Genomic DNA, 20,573 nt, shown 5'->3' on the forward strand with positions numbered 1-20,573 from the left:
GTTATAACATAACATTAGGCAGAACCAAAAAATTGCCGAATATTTTACGCGCTTCCATGAATGTGACAATGATAAGCGCGCTTACTAATTTAGCAATTGATACATGCAATAAGGTGTTAATAGCGCCAGGTGGCGCCAATTTGCTGCGGAGACACCATTAGCGCGTACTCGCCCTCAAGACTAACGGGCCCCAACGAAACGCGTGCCGGTTGAAAGCGGTTAATCGCCGAAGATGCCTGGTTCGGCTGGGTCCAAATTTGCAGCTCATTGACCAGCATGCCGGTTGCAAAGTTCACCGCGCCATCGCGCTCACGGCCATCCGCCGCAATCACGCCGCCCGCGATCCCGTTGACGATCAGCGACCCAACCCGTGCACCAAAGCCGCGGCGCTCCCGCTCGGCTTGAGCAAGCTCCAGTCCCAACGCCTGCACGCCGCTGAGCTCACCGCGCGCTTTTAGGCGCTCATACTCTACTAACGCCGCCTGATGCGGCTGGCTATCCATCAGCATTCCGCCCAATGCCAGCGCCGACTTCACCACGCCCACCCGCGCATCAAACCGGTCATCGCTATCGCTCGCTTCACTGGACTGGTAAGCGTTAACCGCAAGACTTGCGCCATAAATGCCCGTCCAACCCCACTGCCAAACGTTGGCCTGGCTAGCTCCGCGCTCAAACACATCGTCATAACCCGCCCATTCATCCGATGTCTGCGCCTGAGCAGGCAGCACAACCGCGCATAGCAGCGCGCACAGCAAGTGGTTTAAACGCATGGTGAAAATCCTGTAATCAAAGGGGAATGACGTTAAGCGTAGCATGCTCGCTTGAAAGGATGGGTGAGGAATAAGGGCCACAAAGGGTAGCCGCCCAAGCAGCATTGATCGTGACTTGAGCTACGAAGCGTCTGTTTATGTGTTTGCTAATCCACTTCTCATTTAAAAGGACTGGTTCTTGGCTTTATTTAATTCTAATTTTTATTAGATATGTGGGTGGCAATAAAGCTTTTATTTTTTTAAATTATATATAAAACAGTTGCTTATAAGTTTTATCCTAAAGTCTAAAAAACTAAAGTTGATGCTCAAAATTTTGACAGTAATCGTATAAAGATCTCTTATACATTGTGATATATCACAGGAGAAAACAATGCGACACCAAATTGCTAAGGCCTTCCTGGTTACCGCTGTAATAGGTATTACGCCCCTCAGTGCTATGGCCGAATGGCCGGAAAGGCCCGTCAACATCGTAGTGCCATCCGGTGCTGGTGGGGGAACCGACCAAACTGGTCGCATGCTCGCTGAACGGCTACAGGCTCGTTTTGGCCAGCCGTTCAACGTGGTTAATCAAGGCCAGGGCGGCGGAGTGGTTGGCATTTCATCCATCAAAAATGCTAACCCCGATGGTTATACGTTGGGCGTCATATTCAACTTTGCTCATTACGCTGCTATGGGGCAGTCCGACGTTAATGTTGAAGATTTCACTCCGATCGCCCAGTACAACTTTGATCCAGCCGGATTCCAGGTGCGCAGTGACAGCGAGTGGGAAAACATCGACCAGGCGCTGGATGCTATCAAAGATGCTCCTGGCGACTATGTGATTGCTTGCGGCGGCGGCTGTGGAGGATCGTGGCCGATGGCTGCTGCTACGATGATGAATGAGTACGGAATTGATGTCTCTCAGGTCCGTTTCATCTCCGGTCAAGGCGCAGCCGCTGCACTGCAGGATCTGGCAGCAGGCGGTGTTGACGTTGTGCCATCCTCTCTTCCTGAAGCAGGGCCGCTGATCGATTCCGGACGCATCAAAGCGCTTGCTGTGATGGGCAAAGAGCGACTGGAAGCCTTTCCTGATGTACCTACCCTGCAGGAAACCACTGATATGGAGCTTGAACTGGGAGCTTGGCGCGGGTTGATCGCACCTGCGGGCCTTCCAGACGATATTGTCGCAGAGCTTGAAAATGCCATGGACGAGATAGTCCACGACGATGATTGGCGTCAGCAAATGCAGGATCGTGGTTTTGGCGTTCAGTGGCGAGATTCAGAGGCCTTCAACGAGTTCATGTTGGATCAGCAAAGCTCTGTTCGCGACGTTATTAAAACCCTGGGATTAGCCAACGGCGATTCCTAAATACAAGGAGCGCACGCTCCTTGTTCAGAATGGCTTCTCTGCCAATGGAGCTTTGCCTTGTACTTCGACGATCGCCTCAACGGGCTTGTATTTATTCTTCTCGGTGGCGTGGTCGTCTTCCTCGCCCAGCAATTGCCGACGCTCACATTCATTGATTATGGACCGGGCTTCTTCCCGACACTGATTGGTTGCGTGATGATGATCGCTGGCGGCGTGATAGCGCTTAAACCTTTGCTGCAGCGTGGCGCGAGCATTACCTGGGCAGCACTGCCCCGTGCTCGATCCTGGCCACAGGCATTGAGCGCCATAGGCGTGGTAGTTGGCGCCATCGCGTTTTATATCGCAACGCTCAACATTCTGGGGTTTTTGATTGCCATGCCAATATCGCTCTTCGTGCTGCTGGCCTTTTTTGATCGGCGTATCTTGCGTGACATTCCGATTGCAATCATCGGTAGCTTTCTGCTGCATAGCTTCTTTTATCAATTGATGTCCGTGCAGCTACCTTGGGGCCTGCTGACACCGTTTGCTGGGGTACTGACATGGTGATAGATGCTTTCATGATGCTGATGACGCCGACGACTCTCGGCGTAATGGTGGCCTGCGCAATCTACGGCCTTGTGGTGGGCGCCATACCTGGTTTCTCAGCAGCAATGGCGGTGGCACTGATGGTGCCCGTCAGTTATTTTCTGGATCCTGTGCCGGCACTGGCCGGTGTGGTGACGCTCTGCGCCATGGCGATTTTCTCCGGGGACATTCCGGGCGCTCTATTGCGCATTCCTGGTACGCCCGCCTCGGCTGCTTACGTTGATGAATCCTATAAAATGACGCGTAGTGGCAACGCCGGTCTAGCGTTAGGCACTGGGCTGATTTGTTCATCTATCGGCGGTATCTTCGGCAGCATCGCGCTGATCCTCGCGGCCCCCACGTTAGGCGACCTGGCACTACAGTTCAGCTCAGTTGAGTACTTCTGGCTAGCGTGTCTTGGGCTGACCGCGGCGATTGGCGTATCGCAGGGCTCAGCAGCCAAGGGAATCATATCTCTATGTATTGGCTTGCTCATTGCGTTTGTAGGACTGGATCCAGTTTCGGGACAGTCAAGATTTACTTTTGAGACCAATTACCTCTCTGGAGGTTTAGGCTTTATCCCGGTCTTGATTGGACTGTTTGCCATGTCAGAGGTTTTTCGCTTTGCTCTGGCACCTGGCGATAGCGATAGACCACCGATTGGTAAACTTAACGGGCTTTTCCGCGGAGTATTTGGAGAAATCCGGCGGCTCTGGTTTCAGATTTTGCAAGGCTGCGGTATCGGTACGCTGGTGGGTGCAATCCCCGGTGCAGGCGCGGATATCGCTTCCTACATAGCGTATGCAGCAACCAAAAAGCAATCTCGTCATCCTGAGCGTTTCGGTACGGGTATTGTCGATGGTGTAGCTTCAGCCAGTGCTTCCAATAATGCTTCTGTCGGTGGCGCTTTAGTGCCAGCTACGGTCTTCGGGATTCCTGGCGATAGCCTGACCGCAGTTATTATTGGCGTGCTTTATATGAAAGGTCTCAATCCTGGGCCGACTGTTTTCCTGACCCAGGGAACACTAATTACTGCAGTTTTTCTTGCGTTCTTGCTCGCTAACCTGCTGATCGTACCCTTTGGCATTGTGGCTATTCGTCTGTTCCGCCATATTCTGGCGGTGCCACGCAGTGTATTGATGCCACTCATTGTTGGCGCGTGCATTATTGGCTCTTTTGCGGTTGAAAATACTGTTTATGCGGTAGTCACCATGCTGATTGCCGGTCTGCTTGGCTTTTACATGGAGGAGAATGGCTTTCCATTAGCGCCAGCGATATTAGGTGTCGTGCTTGCCCCTATTATCGAAGAGAATTTTTTGAATACGCTGGTTAAATCAAATGGCGACCTGATGATCTTTTTGAGTCGTCCTCTGGCGATCGGGTTGGCCGTTATAACGCTAGCGATATGGGTTGTTCCGCCGCTGATAAGATTGATGCACTACATGAAGGCGAGGAAACCTACAACATGAATGCGGTTATACAAAAGCGTACTTTGCTCGCCTCACGCGCGGAAATTGCTTACAACACTATCGAAGAGATGATCGTTACTCTTGAGCTGGCACCCGGTGAGAGTCTCACTGAGCAGGCGCTGTGTGCACGATTGGAAATGGGAAGAACACCTGTGCGCGAGGCCCTGCTGCGCCTAAAGCATGACTATTTACTGGCCGTGCTACCGCGTCAGGGTATTTTGATCAGACCTATCGATACAACGACAGCGCTGGAGGCCTTGGACGTTCGCCATCACGTCGAAGGGCTGTTGATTGAACGGGCAGCCCGTCTAGCTAGCGAAAGCCAGCGGGCCGAGTTTCTTCATATGGCTCGCCAAGCCGAACACTCATTGGAAACACGAGATAATAAGCTGTTCTCACGGGTCGACAAGCGCTTCAACGAACGAGTTTGTGAAGCTGCTAATCACGATGTCGCTGCGAGAGCCGTTATGCCGTTGCATGCCGTTTCTCGGCGCATTGGTTTCTTTCTAGCACAGGTTGCCCACCATGAGCCGGCCGCAACGGTGCGGCCGCATATCGAAATTATGCAGTCCATTGCCGCTAACGATGGAAAGAGCGCCCTGGCTGCGCTTTCCAAGCTGCATCATCTAACGCGGCAGCAAACCCTGGCTATTGAACGTGATGGGTTGCTGCACTCGTGATGCAACTTGCTTTTTTCGCTAATCAACCTTTTTCCAGGGAGTTTTAATGTCAGCCCCCAATGTTATTTTGGTCGGTGATTACTCGCCGCGTCAGCGCCAACAGCTCGAAACTCGGTTTTCTACTTATTCAATTAGTCATCTGGCTTCCCTGAATGACGTGCCCGAATCAGTACGTCAAACGTGTCAGAGTGTTGCTTATCACGGTCACTTTCCCTTTGGGCCAACAGAGATGGATCAATTACCCCAGCTTGCGCTGATTGCCAATTTTGGTGTGGGGTATGACGATATCGATATCGAGGCGGCCGTAGCCCGTGGCATTAAAGTCACCAATACACCGAACGTGCTTAATGACGATGTGGCTGATCTTGCGGTAGGCATGTTGCTGGTCGTTAAGCGGCAGCTATTAGCTGGAGATCGATGGGTTCGAGAAGGTGAGTGGGCTCGACATGGCACCTTCCCACTCAACGCTAAAGCCAACGGATTGCGGATCGGTGTGCTTGGCATGGGACGTATTGGCCGTGAAATAGCCGATCGAATGGCTGCCTTCAAGTCGGAACTTCATTATCAGTCCCGCCAACCCAAGGATGTACCGGCATCCTGGCAGTACCATTCAACGCCATTGGAATTGGCGGCTGCCGTAGATGTGTTATTCGTGACCGTTGTGGGTGGTACTGAGACTCGCCACTTGGTATCAGTAGATGTACTAAGTGCATTGCCAGCTGGCGCTGTAATTATCAATGTGTCCCGAGGCTCTGTCATTGATGAGACCGCATTGATCGAACAATTGGAGTCGGGCCGCTTAGGTGGCGCTGGATTAGACGTCTTCGAGAGCGAGCCCACGGTGAATCCTAGATTATTAGCGCTGGATAACGTGGTTCTGCAACCCCATCAAGGTTCAGGAACTGTGCAGACTCGCGAGGCCATGGGCGATTTGCAATTCGCGAACCTAGACGCGTTTGCCGCACAACGCGAGTTGCTCACCCCCGTCAATTGATCAAAAGCTGCCGTCCGGGCAGCAGTAATGATTAAATTGCGTGCATGGGGCACCGCGGTGCGGTGCTTTTGCGGGTGCGCTGGCGCTTACGCCGCACTACTTTGTAGGGCATTGGTGTATCAACTGTCTCATCAAACGCAAAGAGCCCTTGGTGGGCTCTTTACTTGGGACCCAGCGATTAGGTGGGCTCAATCGTTATCTTCGCGTTTCTCGAAAGCGCGCTTGTCATCGGGTAGCCGGACGAGGTCGCCAAGGTTTAGGTTCTCTAGTCCCTTTAAGCGATGGCCTTGGGAGTCGAGGATGGCGACGACTTTGGCGATACTCACGGCGTCTTCTTCGCGGTAGGCTTCTACTTCCACCCGGACGATCTTGCCTTGGTAACGTGCCGAGAGAATATCGCCGTTGCCAATTTTGGCGTGGTCATGGTGATCGTTGGTGAATAGCTTGGATACGCTGGCGCTGCCGGGGTCGTCCCATTCAATGTGTCGATGCATCGCTCTCTCCTTGTCAGTTAACTCATAAAACCAGTGTAGTTTGCTTTTTGTTGGATCCGCCAGTTATTGGTTGATGGATTCATCGCCAATATGCTGAAACATAAAGGTTAACGCGGCCGGTAAGCTGGCTCGCCAGACGCGCCAGGTGTGTCCGCCGGGGTAAAGATCCAGGCGCACGTCGTTGGGCTGGATGCGCTCCATGGCCTGGCGTAGCTGGCGGGCGTGGAACTCGGCGTCGTACACATCGCTTCGCCCTGCACTGATGTAAAGTGGCACCGGAGGAATATCGCTTTCTTCGGCGCTGGGGCGGGGCGTTACGTTAATGCGGTACTCTTCCAGGTAAGCGGGGTAGTTGCACGCGTCCCATAGGGCAGTATCAAAATTACCTTGTTCATCTAGAAAGGAAGGGTGACGGTGGGCAGATGAATTTAGCGGCGGGTAGGGGACGTAGCTCGCCGGGCTCAAAGCGGCCACGGCGCCAAACATCTCAGGCTTTTCGAGGGCAAAGTTAAGCGCGCCAAAGCCCCCGGCTGAAAGCCCTCCCACGCCACGTAGCGCACGCGTTGTGCCTACCTGGTAGGTAGCTTCTACATGCGGAATCAGGTCGTTGAAAAAAGCGCTGCGGGCAGCTTCGTTGTGGCCGTCTATCCACCAGCTGCGGCTGCCGGGCATGATGAACACCGCGGGCGGTATGTGCCCCGCGCGAATCAGTCGGTCGGCAGTTTGGGCAAGGTTGCCCTTGGCCACCCAGTCGCGTTCATTACCAAACGAGCCGTGAAGCAGATAAACCACCGGGTATTGAGCGCTTGTATTAGCGTCATAATTGTCGGGTAAATAAACGGTGTAAGGGTAGGCGTGGCCAAGCGTGGGGGATTCAAAGGTGTGATGCTGAACCTCGCCGGCAATCGCTGCGTTAAAGAAGCTCCAAAGGCCCAGCAGGGCGGCCAGCCTGGTTAAAAGCGGGCGTAACGACCATCGCGACATGTCAGTGAGTGAAGAGAGTGACAAACTGCCTCCAGGAGTTATTAGCAGGTTATAAAGTCGGACACCACGATAACCGGGAGTGTTCAGCGCAGGCTAAAGATAGGCATACATGGAGTAGGTATGCATAAAAGAATAGAAGAAATTTACTGGTTGCGTGCTTACGGCTGTGTGGCCGTTTTTTTGTTTCACCTGTTGGATCACGTTAATCAACGCGTGGATAACCTGGCAACTGACCTAATGCGTTTGCCGCTGGTACTCGGCACGCCGATCTTTTTGTTTATCTCGGTGTTCGTATTTGCCATGCGTTACGACAAGGTGGTACCACCCGGTTTTCTGGCCCAGCGGGTGAAGTACGTGATGCTGCCGTATCTGGTGTACGGGTTTATTTACTCGACTGCCGAGTGGGTCAAATTGTACATGGCAGGAGAGACGGTGGGCTTTATCGCCAACGCAGTGGAGTACTTTATCTTTGCCGGTTGGCACGGCTATTTTTTGATCATCGCCATGCAGTTTTATGTAGCCTATTGGCTATTTACACGCTGGCGGCTGTGGCGCTTCAACCCGGTACCGTGGCTATGGCTTAGCTGTCTGGTGAGCATGACGTACTGGGGCACTGCCTATTGGCTTGAGGTTGAATTGCCAGGGTATCTGCTGTGGATTGCTCCTCTTGGCTGGATTTACCTGTTCTTTCTGGCGCTGGCCCTGGTGCGCTACTACCCCTTTGAGTCGGCGACCCTGGTGCCCGAGCAGCCAGCGTGGATGCGCTATTTGTCCCATCCGGCCTGGCTTGGCCTTTGGGTATGCCTGCTAATCATGGCAGGCGTTGCCGGCTGGCTGCAGTTTTCCTCCAAGGAAGTATGGGTCATTCCGCTATTTGTACTTTTTACCCTAGTTGCCATGCGTTACCTGAAAGATTGCCCGGCACCCGGTTGGGTGCGCTATATCAATCGATACTCGTTTGGCATTTATCTGGCCCACCCGATGTTTTTTGCGATTACCGACGTGCTCATCGTGCCTTTTAATCTGTCTGTGGCGATCTATGTGCTGCTGCTAGTCGTCGTTGGGGCGAGCGGTTCTATCATGCTCAACAAAGTTGCTAACACCACTACTACGGGTGCCATGCTGTTTGGGAAACGTTTGAAAGCGTAAATAAGCCTTTGCACCAAAATGAAACGTGAAGATAAATTTTTGCGCTTTTTTGGTTCAAAACTACGCTCAGGGGGTAGTAAAACCTTAACGGTTAGACGCTATGCTACATGGGGAGGCATAGCTGGTTAACTTTTATTGATTGATAAACAATGACTTATTTTTAATACAGGCCAAGTTGGTGCAAAGTTGGCACGCTCTCTGCATTGTATTGGCCAGCGGCTAGCGGGCCATAGGCAGATGCCTTTCGACGTGCTACAACGATAGCCGGTTTCAAAAGATCGCTGAACGATTTGTTACTTATAAAGCAGGCAAACGCTGAGCGAACAAAAATGACAGACGCGCCCTCAAGATCACGATTTGTCGAATGACTAAGTTTGTCTAATAACACTTTTATCGATAGCTTACTGTTTTACGCTTTAAGCCACGCTCATACCGGAGGACACAATGTCAGCCAAGACTCTCGCGCTAATCGAAGAACATGATGTTAAGTGGGTGGACCTGCGTTTCACCGATACTCGCGGTAAAGAGCAGCACGTCACCGTGCCTGCCCGCGATGTAAACGAAGAGTTCTTTGAGAATGGCCAGATGTTTGATGGCTCTTCTATCGAGGGCTGGAAAGGCATCAACGAATCCGACATGATTCTGCGTCCAGAAGACGGTACTGCGTTCCTCGACCCCTTCACCGAAGACGCTACCCTGATTTTGCGTTGCGATATCATCGAGCCTGCCACCATGCAGGGCTATGATCGTGACCCGCGCTCCATCGCCAAACGCGCTGAAGCGTATCTGGAATCTACCGGCCTGGGCGATACCGCCTTCTTCGGTCCTGAACCTGAATTCTTCATCTTTGACGAAGTGCACTGGAAGTCCGACATTCAGGGCTCCATGTACAAAATCTCTTCCGACGAAGGCGCCTGGGCAACCGATAGCCGCGTCGAAGGCGGCAACCTGGGCCACCGTCCGCGCCTGAAAGGTGGCTACTTCCCGGTTCCGCCGGTCGATAGCTTCCACGATATCCGCGGCGCTATGTGTAACACCCTGGAAGCGATTGGCCAGACCGTTGAAGTTCACCACCACGAAGTGGCGAATGCGGGTCAGAACGAAATCGGTGTTAAATTCAACACGCTGGTGAAGAAAGCCGACGAAGTTCAGGAAATGAAGTACGTGATCCACAACGTGGCCCACGCCTACGGCAAAACCGCGACCTTCATGCCCAAGCCGCTGGTGGGTGACAATGGCTCTGGTATGCACGTACACCAGTCGTTCTGGAAAGATGGCCAGAACCAGTTTGCCGGTGACGAGTACGCAGGTCTGTCTGAAATGGCGCTTTACTACATTGGCGGTGTGATCAAGCACGCCCGTGCCCTGAACGCCTTTACCAACGCTTCTACCAACTCGTACAAGCGTTTGGTACCGGGTTTCGAAGCGCCGGTAATGCTGGCTTACAGCGCTCGTAACCGCAGCGCGTCTATCCGTATTCCTTACACGGCAAGCCCGAAAGGCAAGCGCGTTGAAACTCGCTTCCCTGACCCGACCGCCAACCCGTACCTGGCGTTTGCTGCTCTGTTGATGGCCGGTATCGACGGTATCAAAAACAAGATCCATCCTGGCGACGCCATGGACAAGAACTTGTACGACCTGCCGCCAGAAGAAGGCAAGCTGGTGCCAACCGTTGCCAATAGCCTGGACCAGGCGCTGGAAGCGCTCGACGCTGACCGTGCGTTCCTGACCGAAGGTGGCGTGTTCACCGACGACATGATCGATGCCTACATCGACCTCAAGATGGAAGAAGTGGAGCGTATCCGCATGACGACGCACCCCATCGAGTTTGATATGTACTACAGCTGCTAATTGCGTTTTAACGCGATAGTCTGAAACCCCGCCTCGGCGGGGTTTTTTATTGCACTGAACCGGTGAGCAACATGCTTCTTAATTGTGCTTAATGCACTAAAATAGTGCATCAGGTTGGCCGTATGGCGGTAGGCTGCGCTATAAACGCTCGCTTAACCAACGCTTAATGCCCACAAGCCGTGCATGCAGGCGCAAGCGAGATAACTTGGCGCGCTTTTTGCAGTTTCCCTTGCATGATGAACGATTTCACCAGCGATTCTTCAGGATATTCCATGTATCAGCGTTTACTAGAACATCTCGCCATGGCGGTGCTGCTGCTGGACGGTGAGCTCCGCGTACGCTGGATGAATCCGGCAGCCGAAGCGCTGCTGGCGGTAAGTTTTAGCCGTGTGCAGGGGATTAGCTTGGACACTCTGCTAGGCGGCGATGAAAGTATCGATCAGGTATTGGCCAAAGCGCGGGATGCCTTCCATCCCTATACTCAACGCGAGGCGCGCATTACCCCGGTGAACGGTGAGGCGCTGACGGTGGACTACACCGTGACGCCCCTGTCAGAAGACGAGCTCCTGCTGGAAGTGGAGCCCCGTGACCGGCTGATGCAGATTTCTCGCGAGGAAGCGCTAACCACGCGCCAGGAGACCATCAAGGTGCTGGCCCGCGGCCTAGCCCATGAAGTGAAAAATCCGTTGGGTGGCATTCGCGGTGCTGCGCAACTGCTGGAGCGTGATTTAGACGACCCGGCACTGCGGGAATTTACCCATATCATAATTGAAGAGGTTGACCGCCTGCGCGATCTGGTGGATTCAATGCTCGGTCCCAACCGTATCGTTAAACACGAACCGGTGAATATTCATAAAGTGCTGGAACGGGTGCGGTCGCTGCTGATTGCCGAACATCCGGATCTCACCATCAGCCGCGATTACGACCCCAGCCTTCCAGATCTTTCCGGCGATGAATCGCAAATGATCCAAGCCGTGCTTAATGTGGCCCGCAATGCCGTTCAGGCGATGAGCGATGCACAAACCCCTGTGCCGGAACTGATGCTACGTACCCGTGCTCGGCGCCAGTTTACCTTGGGCGCCGAGCGTCACCGCCTGGTGAGCGAAGTCGGCGTGATTGATAACGGCCCGGGTATCCCTGAGGGGCTGCAGGAGACGCTCTTTTATCCCATGGTATCAGGGCGCGCCGAAGGCAGCGGGCTTGGGCTTTCCATCGCCCAGTCGATTTTGCATCAGCATCAAGGGCTGATTGAGTGCGACTCGCGGCCCGGACACACCGAATTTCGTTTATTGATTCCATTAGTTCTTAACGTTACCGGAGAAGCATCATGACTGAGGCTACACGTAGTGAGGTCGCACGGGTGGTCGTCGTTGATGATGACCGCGCCATCCGCTGGGTGCTTGAGCGTGCGCTAGCGCAGCCGGATCTTGATGTGGAATGCATCGAGCGGGCCGACACGGCGCTGGCAAGGCTGCTGGAAGACCCACCAGATGTGCTGGTAACCGATATTCGGATGCCGGGAATTGATGGGTTGGATTTAATGGCGCGGATCCGCGAAGCGCATCCTGCTCTGCCCGTGATTGTAATGACGGCCCACTCAGACTTGGATAGCGCGGTGGCCTCCTATCAAGGCGGCGCCTTTGAGTATCTGCCCAAACCGTTTGATGTGGATGAAGCGTTGGCTCTGGTACGTCGGGCGGTAGCGCATGCCCGTGAGCGGCAGCGGCCGATTAGTGTGCCTGAAGGGTTGAGTGCAGAAATTATCGGCGAGGCGCCTGCCATGCAGGAGGTGTTTCGCGCCATCGGACGACTTTCTCACTCGCATATCACGGTGCTGATCAATGGGGAGTCGGGCACGGGTAAAGAACGCGTTGCTCAGGCGCTTCACCAGCATAGCCCCCGGGCTGGCAAGCCGTTTATTGCGCTGAATATGGCGGCGATTCCTCGGGATCTTATCGAGTCCGAACTGTTTGGCCATGAGAAGGGCGCCTTTACCGGAGCGGCGGCGCAGCGCCAAGGCCGGTTTGAGCAAGCCAACGGCGGCACGCTGTTTCTGGATGAAATCGGCGATATGCCCGCGGAAACCCAGACCCGTTTGCTGCGTGTGCTGGCTGATGGTGAGTTTTACCGGGTTGGCGGCCATACGCCGGTTAGGGTTGATGTGCGGATTATCGCGGCCACGCACCAAAACCTTGAATCGCTGGTAGATGATGGACGCTTTCGCGAGGATCTTTTTCACCGCTTAAACGTTATTCGTATTCACCTGCCGCGCCTTGCCGAACGTCGTGAAGATATCCCTAGGTTAACGCGCCACTTCCTGGCTGAAGCCGCCAAAGAGCTCGCCACCGATATCAAAGTGCTGACGGCTGATGCCGAGGCGCACTTAACGCGCCTGTCATGGCCGGGTAACGTGCGTCAGTTGGAAAATATTTGCCGCTGGCTAACGGTGATGGCTTCAGGGCGTGAAATTCTAGTAGAGGATTTGCCGCCTGAGCTGCGTGCAATCAATTCGATGGAAAGCAGTGTGCATGGCGACTGGCGCTCGGCATTTCGTGAATGGGCCGACCACGCGCTGGCCGAAGGACATACGCATCTGCTGGAAGAGGCCGTACCTGACTTTGAACGCATTTTAATTGAAACCGCGTTAAAGCATACCGGCGGACGCAAAGGCGAAGCCGCCGAGCTGCTGGGCTGGGGGCGCAATACGTTAACGCGTAAATTAAAAACGCTGCTACCCGCGCTTGCTGACGAATAAGCGAGCGCTTGCTCGCGTAAGAGACGCTTGCTTAAGAAACGCTCGCTTGAATGGCCTTCTGATCAAGCGCCTGGCAGTCAGCCAGGAAACGTTCGAAATCGCTTAAGATGGTATCCAGGCTGGCATGTAGGCGATGATCATCATCGACCATGCGCAGTGAAAGACGCTGTAATAGGGCGCGCTCAATCACAGGACCTGGCAGTACCACGTCGTCCTGCCAGCCATGAATGATATGTGTAAGGCGTGCCTGGATGGTCGGTGAGGTTTCAGGGTAGTCCGGTAACCCCAGCGCAGGGGCAAGTAAAAAGCAGCCCAGCAAAGGTTGCTGGGCGCTAACCGCCGCGCTTAGCCAACCCCCTAAGCTTGAGCCCGCTAGCACGCACGAGCCGGGCGTGGCGTTGCGTTTTGCCATCGTGGCCAGCAAATGGTTTAAACGCTGGGGCGGCTCTGCCATGCCTCGGTAATCCATGACGACCGGCTCACAGTCATCGAACTTTTCAGCGATGCCTTTTAACGCCTGAATTTTTAAAGCGCCGGGCCCGCTTTCTAAGCCATGAGAAAGGTAGACGGTCATCATAATGATTAGCTACTCGCTGAACTTTGGATAGCCTGGCCGCCCTGCTCAATATCTTCACCGGCGCCACGAATCGTATTACAACCGCTAATAAGCAGAACCAGGGTGGTCATTAGAAGACCAATCGCCATGATGCGTTTCATAGAGTCGTTCCCTTCAGATAGGCAAGCCCAGCAAGCGGCTGGGCAGAAGCGCTTCACTACAACAATAAGTAAAATAAGCCGTGTTTGGCCGTCGTGCCACTGATTTAACCACCTATGCCGTTAATGGTACGTGTGCATATGTCCCATGTGTCTTTTTTATACATGTTAAAAGCTTTTTTTACGTTTTTACAGATGTTGTTTTTTTTAATTTAAGCTATTGTTTTAATAATTGTTTTTTTAATTTTTGGCATCCTGGCCCGCTATCTGCACTACCTAAGTAGTAACAGTGTGAGCGGAATGGTAGGAAAATAGGGAAGGCAGGAGCCAAGTAGAAGAACAGGGAGTTAAAGGATATTCATTCCGCTCAATTGTATTAACGTATGGATACGTTAATCGTCGAAGCCAAGGATGGTGGAGATGCAAAATGACCATTTCGCGAAAGCGAGATGGTTTTTTTGCGTTGGGTATTTTTTGCAAGCCATTGATTCTTATAACAATATTGATTTTTAATTATAATTTGCATAGCCTCTGTACAGATGAAAACGATGATTTAGTCTATCCTTTCGGGATACTAAATCTAAGCGGTTAGAAAACGACAACGCAACAGCCGCGTATTTTCAGGGACAAGCGTTATGGCAATGGTACTGATGTTATGCATGTTCGTGCTGTTCTTGGGGTTTTCGGCTATCGGCTTGTACATGATGTTTAAAACCTCTTTTATGGTGGTAACGGAAGATCGTGACGATGCGCCGCCCGATATTTGAGCGTAATGATCGATTAATCGTGCTATTTCGCTAAGAGTAGATCTAACCAAAAGCCATGCCCGCGAAAGCGGGCATGGCTTTTTTATCGTGCTCATCAAACGTCGGCGCAGGGGGAAAAGCTGAGCTGGCTATTACTTTTGCTGCCAGCGACCACGGCCTCTTTCGGGCACCATGCGGCCAAAATACAGCAGCCCGAATAGCAGCCAGCCAACGGTTAATAGTGCGGTAAATATCAATATGGCCAGCGGACCAAACTCAGCAATCAAGGGGAGTGCTGCGGCTGTAAATAACCCGCCCCCTACAATTGGTTCAAACATAAGCTGCTTGTAACCAAAGCTTTCAAGCGCGCCGGATTTGTTGCTGGGGTCGGCCATTCTCATGAGCAGTAAGCCGGTTACCGTTACCCCCATGGATTGGCCAAAATCGCCCACGCCCCGCTCAAACCAGTTTTCGGGAATAACGCGGGGGGCAATCACAATAAGCACGAATAACCCCCAGGCGATACCCGCCACCGACAGGAGCAAAAACGGCAGGAAGTACTCACCCAGGGTAGTGAGTGACAGCGTAGCCAGAGCCGCTACGATGGTGAAGTCGAGCGCCGTACCTGCGATTCGTGCCATCGTACGGGTGGAGACGTGATGCTCCAGACCAAAGCGCGTGACCACTAATTGAACGATTACCCCGCCGATCATCGCGATAGGAAACAGCGGCACGTGGGCTAATATCTCAAGGCCATCATTACGTGCCCAGGTAACCTGCTCGATCCATTGCAGGCCCGTCAGCAGCAGCCAGCCAATTAAAATGGCGATGCCCACTAAGCCAATATGCAGGCTAAGCGGGTCGGTGGTGCCTGCTTCAAGGGTAAGGTCTTTTTTAAACTCGCTAAACTCTTGTGCAGAAGGGCGCTCATCTTCACGAATCAGCTCATCAGGATCATCGCTCTCTTTGCTGGGGGTAATCACCCCGCGGCGGGCGGCGATATTGATCATCAGGGTGCCGATAAGTACGCCGGCAACGATCCCAACAGTCGCTAGCCCCAGTGCTAGGTCAGCACCTTCTTCAAAGCCCAGGTCGGCGAACGTATCAGCCATGCCAGCTGCCGTACCATGGCCGCCTTCAAAGCCAATCTCGATGAGCGCGCCCACCATAGGATTCATATTAAATAACGGCGTGAGTACCAAAAGCGCCAGGGTAAGGCCTACGACATACTGCCCCCAGGCCATGGTTTGGCCTACCACGACCTGAGGCCCGGCGCGAAGCCAGATAGTTCGAAGGCCCGGAATGGCCTTGCCGATAAACAGAGCGGCAAACACGACATTAATCAACAGACCCGGCAAGGCCGCCCAGCTCTCCTGCACATAGGCGGGGAAAAGGCCTGGGCTTTCTTCGAAGAAGGTAGGTGTCAGACGGCCGATGACATCTGGCCCCATCAATAAAAGTATCAGCCCGGCAATTACCGAACTGGGTAGGAAAAGCTTGCGTAACCAAGCGAGCCTAAGCCTCAGCGCGTTACTCACCACGAGCGCTAGCGCAATGATGACAAGCGCTACAAAAAGTTCACCAACCGTCATGGTCATTACATCGCTCCCTAATGAATGCTGAAGACCAAAAGGCCCTAGCAAGACCGGCTTAAATGACAGAGTTGGTTTTAATCTAGCGTCTAGCCGTCAAAATGGCGAAAAGTTTACTTTAGCCCATCCAATAAATGCTAAGAAAAGCAAAACCATAGCCAATGGCACCACCCGCGATAACATCACTGATGTAATGCAGCCCAAGCCCGACACGCGATATTGCAATTAGCAAGGCCAAAGGCAGCACCAGCGGTAAAAGCCAGGGTGTGTGTGCGGCGACCAGTACGCTGAACAAGACAGCATGCATGGTATGGCCACTGGGAAAGCTGTAGCGGTCGCGCGCCGGTTCGCCGCAATGCACGCCACCCAGGTAAGTAATAAAAGGCCGCTCGCGACATAGCCGCGTTTTAATCAGCCGATACACCAGCATCGCTGCCAGCGCGATACTGGTGTACTGGACTATCCGCCAGATACCGTCAGGCTGTAGCCAAGGCTGCGCGGCGATCAGCAGGACCCATATCGGCCAGTCGCCCAAGCGGCTTGCGGCCTGCAAGACAATTCGCCAGGGGCGGAACAGATTGAGCCGTGTAACGCGCTGGCAAAGTTGCCATTCAAGCAGGTCAAGACGAGCGAATACGACAAGCGGGCGTGGACGCATGATGGGCCTCTTGGGCTTGGTGGAGATACTGCATAAACTGATCCGCGATGCCCGACCAGCTTTGCTCAAGTGCGCGAAGACGCGCGACACGGCCTATACGCGCGTAGTCGGCGGGGTGTTGGCAAAGCTCGACAGCCGCCTGTTGAAACGCTTCCCTGTCGTCAGGGGTAACGGTAATACCGTTATGGCCATTTTGAATCAACTCAGCGCTTGCCGCGTGCCGATAAGCCACTACGGCAAGGCCGCTGGCCATTGCCTCGGCGACCACATTACCCCAGGTCTCCGACAGTGAAGGAAAGACAAACAGGTCAGCACTGGCGTAATGGCGAGCCAGCTCATGTTTCTCCACAAACCCGGTGAAGTGTGCCTCAGGCAGGGCTTTTTCAAGCTGAGCTCGCGCTGGGCCATCGCCCACAATGACCTGGGCCATATCGGGGCGTACCTCGCGCATGGCTTGTAAGGTTTCTTGAAGCAGCGTGAGGTTTTTCTCCAGGGCCAGACGGCCCACGTAAAGCGCAACAGGTTGGTGAGCGCCCACACCCCACTGCTGGCGCAGGGCGGTATCGCGATACGCGGGTGAGAAACGCTCCCCCTCAATTCCCCGCGACATCACGTGAACGTTACGAATGCCCTGTTGGCTTAAAGCGTCTGCCTGTAGCTGGGTAGGTACCAGGGTGAGTTCGCAGCCATTATGGAAATAGCGCAGGTAGCGACGCGTCGCTGACGCCAGCCAGGGCACGCCGTAATCATGACAGTAATGATCAAAGTTGGTATGCCAGCCTGCCACCAGCGGAATATTTAACTGGCGTGCGGCTTGGCGTGCTGCCCAGCCAAGTGGGCCTTGGGTCGCCAGATAGATAACGTCTGGGCGGTGCTGGCTCCAAAAGCGGCGCAGCGTGGTAGGCCTTGTTAAACCGACTTGCACCTCCGCGTAACCCGGTACGGCCAAGCGGTTAACCTGAAGCTCATGCTGTACGTTTGGCGCCTTTCCCTCGGAACGCGGTTTTGGGCGAATAACATCAACAAAAACACCCTGTCGGCTGAGCTCTTGGTGCAAGCGGCTCAAGGTATGGGCAACACCGTTAATCTCCGGTGACCATGTTTCGCTAACGATACAAAGCCGCATAAGCGATCCGTCCCTTAATCACATTTTAACTTAGTGTGGTCGGGGACAGTGACACTGCCAAGTCAAGGGGGTGAATAAGCGATGACACTTTTGCAAATAATAATTAATAAATCGTCATGACAAACCTTTGTTACTCTTTAAAGTAGATTTTGTTAAATATTAAATACTAGTCATAAGTTATTATAAAATATTAAAACTTTAAAATAAATGAAATATATACCTACTACTATCTGCTGCGTTGAGGCGTTAAACGACCTCCACTCTTTTTAAAGTCTTTTATTAAAAAAATATATGACTACTTCAACGGGATCGAACATGTTCAAGAAAACGACACTGGCGTTAGCAGTTTGCAGTTTATTAGGCGCCTCTGCAGCACAAGCCGCTATGGTGTACGATCAAGACGGCACTACGCTTGATATTTACGGCCGTATCGCCATGGGCTTTGAGGGTGGCGGTGTTAAAGATGGTAAGGATAACGGCGAAGAGTTCCGCAACTTTGGTTCACGCCTGCGTATTACCGCTGGCCATCAGATCACTACCGACCTGCGCGCTTTTGCTCGCGTTGAGTGGCGTTTCAATAGTGATGAGCGCAGCCGTCCCGGTTTTGATGAAGTTCGTAATAGTTACCTGGGATTAGAAAGCCAGCAGTTCGGTACCTTTATGGCAGGTAACTACAACAGCTTTTATGATAATTACGTGATGACCCCGTTCGACGTTTACGTTGAGCGCGGCTATGAGTTTGCAGGCGGCGGCTTGCAGGCACGTGGCGATTCAATCGGCTATAAAACGCCCAAAATAAACGGTTTCCAGGCCGTAATTTCTGCCAAACACTTCTCTGAGCGCGGCTTGACAGAAGCTGAACAAACTGGTGAAGGTAGCGTCATTGCTACACAGGGCGGCGTAGTTTATGAAGCAGGTCCGGCTCGTTTAGCGCTGGGTTATGTTGAAGATACCGTTCGTGGTGGTGGTAACGGTGAAACGCTTTTCGGCGCGACGGCAGCTTTCGTTATTAACGATTCTCTTTCTGCACGTGTAGGTTATGAAACACGTGATGATAACGACGTCTATGGCGGCGGTTTTGATAAAATTGGTGTAGGTGCCACTTATATTTACGATTCGTGGAAATTCTTCGCCGACTACTACAACATCGAAGTAGACGCTGCTGACAGCGACCGTAACGCCTGGGCACTAGGCTCGATGTACCAGCTGACCAAAAACTTCGATATGTTCCTGGAGCTTAACGACAGGAATCTCGATGCCGTTAACGATTACGACGAAGACCTGTATTACGCGCTAGGTGCTCGTTACCACTTTTAATGGCTAGTGTAGGTTCGTTACTGCTTTAAGCTTTACTTCGATCTTGAGTCGGTATGGGTAGTCTCATACCGACTTTTTGGCATGTTTTTAACGTAGTAACGATCCATTACCGGCGGAGCATCTTCGCCGGTAGCTTACCTTTAGCGCTCGTCATCCCGGTTATCAATGGTTTTACGGTAGTTATCGATAAACGGCTGTTCGGCCTTATCAATGCGGTCCATGCCGGCCACAACGCGGTGCCAGTAAGGGTAAAGCGGTGCGGGGCGCGTGGCGGCTTCCAGGCGATCAATCTCTTTCTGGCTTAACGTAAGCTCTGCCGCGGCCAGGTCATCTTTCAGATGCTCTTCGTTGCGCGCGCCGACAATCAACGAGGTCACACCGGGGCGGTCTTTCAGCCAGGCAAGGCAAGTGCGCGGAATAGAGGCGTTGTGCGCTTCACCAATCTCAGCTAGCAGCTCGATAATATCGTAGGCCCGCTCCATATCATGCACATAGGGCTCGGGCCAGCCATTGCCCTGGCGAGTGCCTTCGGGCGCTTTCTGACCACGGCGCACCTTGCCATTGAACAAGCCTTCACCTAGCGGCGCCCATACCAGCGTGCCAATGTTCTGGTCGATAGCCAGCGGCATCAGCTCATACTCGGCCTCGCGGGATTCCGGCGTGTAGTAAATCTGCTGGCTGATGGGTTTTACCAGATTATGCAGTTCGGCCTTGCCGATGGTTTTCATCATCTGCCAACCGGTAAAGTTAGACGTGCCGTAGTAGCGGATTTTGCCGCTTTGTACCAGATGATCCAAGGCATACAGCATTTCCTCAACCGGTGTTACGCCGTCCCAGTTGTGCATCTGGTATAGGTCAATATGGTCAGTACCCAGGCGTTTCAGGCTGGCTTCACAAGCATTGATTAAGTGATAGCGTGAAAAACCGCTGTGGTTGGGGTTGTCGCCCAACGGGCTGCGCGCCTTGGAGGCCAGAATAATGTCCTGACGCTTGTTTCCTAGCGCCTTGCCTACAATTTCTTCCGCCTCGCCCATGGAGTAAAGGTCGGCGGTATCAATCAGGTTAACCCCAGCATCAATCGCCATATCAATCTGGCGTCGCGCGCCTTCTACATCGACGCTGGCCGCCTTTTCAAAGCCTCCACTTCCCCCGAACGGGACGGTACCCAGCACGATTTCAGATACCAATAAGCCTGAATTTCCTAATGGACGGTATTTCATTTCGATAGCTTCCCTGTTGACCGAATGTGTCGTTAATCTAAAGTCTTAGATCACGTATACCTGTAAGCCTAGAAAATCAGCGGGATATGTCAAAAACATAGCCCTCTTCCTGGCAGCGTGTTTGCTGAGGTGCTGATTTGAT

Annotated in this window: 20 protein-coding genes; 11 read left to right on the top strand and 9 right to left on the bottom strand. The window is 53.1% G+C overall.

The annotated features are described in order from the left end of the window. Positions 1–116 precede the first annotated feature (116 nt). Positions 117–770, bottom strand: a complete 654-nt coding sequence (locus tag ACT3R7_RS11090; RefSeq protein ID WP_192536512.1) for a hypothetical protein — start codon at positions 768–770, stop codon at positions 117–119. Between the two features lie 370 nt (positions 771–1,140). On the opposite strand from ACT3R7_RS11090, the gene ACT3R7_RS11095 reads away from it, so the two are divergent. From ACT3R7_RS11095 to ACT3R7_RS11115, 5 genes are read left to right on the top strand one after another with little or no spacing between them, the layout of a single operon-like run. Next, positions 1,141–2,118 carry a Bug family tripartite tricarboxylate transporter substrate binding protein gene (locus ACT3R7_RS11095; protein ID WP_192536513.1) on the top strand — a complete coding sequence of 326 codons (978 nt, stop codon included), beginning with the start codon at positions 1,141–1,143 and terminating at the stop codon, positions 2,116–2,118. A gap of 57 nt (positions 2,119–2,175) precedes the next feature. Next, entirely contained in the window at positions 2,176–2,664 is a 489-nt protein-coding gene (locus ACT3R7_RS11100; protein ID WP_192536514.1) for a tripartite tricarboxylate transporter TctB family protein, read from the top strand. Positions 2,665–2,675: 11 nt separating this feature from the next. Further along, complete coding sequence (locus ACT3R7_RS11105; protein ID WP_496199097.1) at positions 2,676–4,151, top strand: tripartite tricarboxylate transporter permease; 1,476 nt, start codon at positions 2,676–2,678, stop codon at positions 4,149–4,151. Beyond that, a complete protein-coding gene (locus tag ACT3R7_RS11110; RefSeq protein WP_193092761.1) occupies positions 4,148–4,831 on the top strand; it encodes a GntR family transcriptional regulator in 684 nt (227 codons plus the stop codon). Before ACT3R7_RS11105 ends, ACT3R7_RS11110 begins: the two co-directional genes overlap by 4 nt. Before the next feature lie 46 nt (positions 4,832–4,877). Next, entirely contained in the window at positions 4,878–5,825 is a 948-nt protein-coding gene (locus ACT3R7_RS11115; RefSeq protein WP_496199098.1) for a 2-hydroxyacid dehydrogenase, read from the top strand. A 188-nt stretch (positions 5,826–6,013) separates the two neighbouring features. Here ACT3R7_RS11115 and ACT3R7_RS11120 read toward each other — a convergent pair whose 3' ends face one another. Next, positions 6,014–6,319 carry a hypothetical protein gene (locus ACT3R7_RS11120; protein WP_193092763.1) on the bottom strand — a complete coding sequence of 102 codons (306 nt, stop codon included), beginning with the start codon at positions 6,317–6,319 and terminating at the stop codon, positions 6,014–6,016. A gap of 63 nt (positions 6,320–6,382) precedes the next feature. Further along, positions 6,383–7,303: an alpha/beta hydrolase gene (locus ACT3R7_RS11125; RefSeq protein WP_496199116.1), complete on the bottom strand. Its 921-nt coding sequence runs from the start codon at positions 7,301–7,303 to the stop codon at positions 6,383–6,385. Between the two features lie 120 nt (positions 7,304–7,423). Between ACT3R7_RS11125 and ACT3R7_RS11130 the strand changes: the two genes are divergently transcribed. The 4 genes from ACT3R7_RS11130 (at position 7,424) to ntrC (ending at position 13,058) form a co-directional block, all read left to right on the top strand. Then, the gene (locus ACT3R7_RS11130) at positions 7,424–8,452 is read left to right on the top strand and encodes an acyltransferase family protein (RefSeq protein ID WP_496199099.1); all 1,029 of its coding nucleotides are present in this window, start codon (positions 7,424–7,426) and stop codon (positions 8,450–8,452) included. A 444-nt stretch (positions 8,453–8,896) separates the two neighbouring features. Continuing rightward, positions 8,897–10,303: a glutamate--ammonia ligase gene (gene glnA / locus ACT3R7_RS11135; protein ID WP_496199100.1), complete on the top strand. Its 1,407-nt coding sequence runs from the start codon at positions 8,897–8,899 to the stop codon at positions 10,301–10,303. A 272-nt stretch (positions 10,304–10,575) separates the two neighbouring features. Beyond that, complete coding sequence (gene glnL / locus ACT3R7_RS11140; protein ID WP_496199101.1) at positions 10,576–11,634, top strand: nitrogen regulation protein NR(II); 1,059 nt, start codon at positions 10,576–10,578, stop codon at positions 11,632–11,634. After that, a complete protein-coding gene (ntrC, locus tag ACT3R7_RS11145; protein WP_496199102.1) occupies positions 11,631–13,058 on the top strand; it encodes a nitrogen regulation protein NR(I) in 1,428 nt (475 codons plus the stop codon). Before glnL ends, ntrC begins: the two co-directional genes overlap by 4 nt. Before the next feature lie 31 nt (positions 13,059–13,089). Here the strand turns inward: ntrC and ACT3R7_RS11150 are convergent, their stop codons facing one another. Continuing rightward, positions 13,090–13,635 (bottom strand): YqiA/YcfP family alpha/beta fold hydrolase, encoded by a 546-nt coding sequence (locus tag ACT3R7_RS11150; RefSeq protein WP_496199103.1) that lies wholly within the window; start codon positions 13,633–13,635, stop codon positions 13,090–13,092. A 5-nt stretch (positions 13,636–13,640) separates the two neighbouring features. Further along, positions 13,641–13,775, bottom strand: coding sequence for an entericidin A/B family lipoprotein (locus ACT3R7_RS11155; protein ID WP_496199104.1), 135 nt, complete (start codon positions 13,773–13,775; stop codon positions 13,641–13,643). 632 nt (positions 13,776–14,407) lie between these two features. Between ACT3R7_RS11155 and ACT3R7_RS11160 the strand changes: the two genes are divergently transcribed. After that, positions 14,408–14,539: a hypothetical protein gene (locus ACT3R7_RS11160; RefSeq protein WP_496199105.1), complete on the top strand. Its 132-nt coding sequence runs from the start codon at positions 14,408–14,410 to the stop codon at positions 14,537–14,539. 131 nt (positions 14,540–14,670) lie between these two features. On the opposite strand, the gene ACT3R7_RS11165 is transcribed toward ACT3R7_RS11160, so the two are convergent. The 3 genes from ACT3R7_RS11165 to ACT3R7_RS11175 form a co-directional block, all read right to left on the bottom strand. After that, positions 14,671–16,116, bottom strand: a complete 1,446-nt coding sequence (locus tag ACT3R7_RS11165) for a sodium/glutamate symporter (RefSeq protein ID WP_496199106.1) — start codon at positions 16,114–16,116, stop codon at positions 14,671–14,673. A 112-nt stretch (positions 16,117–16,228) separates the two neighbouring features. Next, positions 16,229–16,768, bottom strand: coding sequence for a phosphatase PAP2 family protein (locus ACT3R7_RS11170; protein ID WP_496199107.1), 540 nt, complete (start codon positions 16,766–16,768; stop codon positions 16,229–16,231). Beyond that, positions 16,731–17,894, bottom strand: a complete 1,164-nt coding sequence (locus tag ACT3R7_RS11175; protein ID WP_496199108.1) for a glycosyltransferase family 4 protein — start codon at positions 17,892–17,894, stop codon at positions 16,731–16,733. Before ACT3R7_RS11175 ends, ACT3R7_RS11170 begins: the two co-directional genes overlap by 38 nt. A 315-nt stretch (positions 17,895–18,209) precedes the next feature. On the opposite strand from ACT3R7_RS11175, the gene ACT3R7_RS11180 reads away from it, so the two are divergent. Continuing rightward, on the top strand, positions 18,210–19,211 hold the full coding sequence (locus ACT3R7_RS11180; RefSeq protein ID WP_496199109.1) for a porin: 1,002 nt from the start codon (positions 18,210–18,212) through the stop codon (positions 19,209–19,211). A 140-nt stretch (positions 19,212–19,351) separates the two neighbouring features. On the opposite strand, the gene ACT3R7_RS11185 is transcribed toward ACT3R7_RS11180, so the two are convergent. Next, complete coding sequence (locus ACT3R7_RS11185; protein ID WP_496199110.1) at positions 19,352–20,431, bottom strand: aldo/keto reductase; 1,080 nt, start codon at positions 20,429–20,431, stop codon at positions 19,352–19,354. Positions 20,432–20,573 lie beyond the last annotated feature (142 nt).

Origin of the sequence: Halomonas sp. AOP43-A1-21, assembly GCF_052376775.1 — a bacterium.
GTDB classification, from domain to species: Bacteria; Pseudomonadota; Gammaproteobacteria; order Pseudomonadales; family Halomonadaceae; genus Vreelandella; species Vreelandella colorata.

What these genes read in the sequence shown, in the direction of transcription:
- ntrC (WP_496199102.1), top strand. Translation starts at nt 11,631, where the DNA reads ATGACTGAGGCTACACGTAGTGAGGTCGCACGGGTGGTCGTCGTTGAT.
- ACT3R7_RS11170 (WP_496199107.1), bottom strand. Translation starts at nt 16,768, where the DNA reads ATGCGTCCACGCCCGCTTGTCGTATTCGCTCGTCTTGACCTGCTTGAA.
- ACT3R7_RS11110 (WP_193092761.1), top strand. Translation starts at nt 4,148, where the DNA reads ATGAATGCGGTTATACAAAAGCGTACTTTGCTCGCCTCACGCGCGGAA.
- ACT3R7_RS11095 (WP_192536513.1), top strand. Translation starts at nt 1,141, where the DNA reads ATGCGACACCAAATTGCTAAGGCCTTCCTGGTTACCGCTGTAATAGGT.
- ACT3R7_RS11185 (WP_496199110.1), bottom strand. Translation starts at nt 20,431, where the DNA reads ATGAAATACCGTCCATTAGGAAATTCAGGCTTATTGGTATCTGAAATC.
- ACT3R7_RS11125 (WP_496199116.1), bottom strand. Translation starts at nt 7,303, where the DNA reads ATGTCGCGATGGTCGTTACGCCCGCTTTTAACCAGGCTGGCCGCCCTG.
- ACT3R7_RS11130 (WP_496199099.1), top strand. Translation starts at nt 7,424, where the DNA reads ATGCATAAAAGAATAGAAGAAATTTACTGGTTGCGTGCTTACGGCTGT.
- ACT3R7_RS11115 (WP_496199098.1), top strand. Translation starts at nt 4,878, where the DNA reads ATGTCAGCCCCCAATGTTATTTTGGTCGGTGATTACTCGCCGCGTCAG.
- ACT3R7_RS11120 (WP_193092763.1), bottom strand. Translation starts at nt 6,319, where the DNA reads ATGCATCGACACATTGAATGGGACGACCCCGGCAGCGCCAGCGTATCC.
- ACT3R7_RS11155 (WP_496199104.1), bottom strand. Translation starts at nt 13,775, where the DNA reads ATGAAACGCATCATGGCGATTGGTCTTCTAATGACCACCCTGGTTCTG.
- ACT3R7_RS11105 (WP_496199097.1), top strand. Translation starts at nt 2,676, where the DNA reads ATGATGCTGATGACGCCGACGACTCTCGGCGTAATGGTGGCCTGCGCA.
- ACT3R7_RS11090 (WP_192536512.1), bottom strand. Translation starts at nt 770, where the DNA reads ATGCGTTTAAACCACTTGCTGTGCGCGCTGCTATGCGCGGTTGTGCTG.
- ACT3R7_RS11150 (WP_496199103.1), bottom strand. Translation starts at nt 13,635, where the DNA reads ATGATGACCGTCTACCTTTCTCATGGCTTAGAAAGCGGGCCCGGCGCT.
- ACT3R7_RS11175 (WP_496199108.1), bottom strand. Translation starts at nt 17,894, where the DNA reads ATGCGGCTTTGTATCGTTAGCGAAACATGGTCACCGGAGATTAACGGT.
- ACT3R7_RS11165 (WP_496199106.1), bottom strand. Translation starts at nt 16,116, where the DNA reads ATGACCATGACGGTTGGTGAACTTTTTGTAGCGCTTGTCATCATTGCG.
- ACT3R7_RS11160 (WP_496199105.1), top strand. Translation starts at nt 14,408, where the DNA reads ATGGCAATGGTACTGATGTTATGCATGTTCGTGCTGTTCTTGGGGTTT.
- glnL (WP_496199101.1), top strand. Translation starts at nt 10,576, where the DNA reads ATGTATCAGCGTTTACTAGAACATCTCGCCATGGCGGTGCTGCTGCTG.
- ACT3R7_RS11180 (WP_496199109.1), top strand. Translation starts at nt 18,210, where the DNA reads ATGTTCAAGAAAACGACACTGGCGTTAGCAGTTTGCAGTTTATTAGGC.
- glnA (WP_496199100.1), top strand. Translation starts at nt 8,897, where the DNA reads ATGTCAGCCAAGACTCTCGCGCTAATCGAAGAACATGATGTTAAGTGG.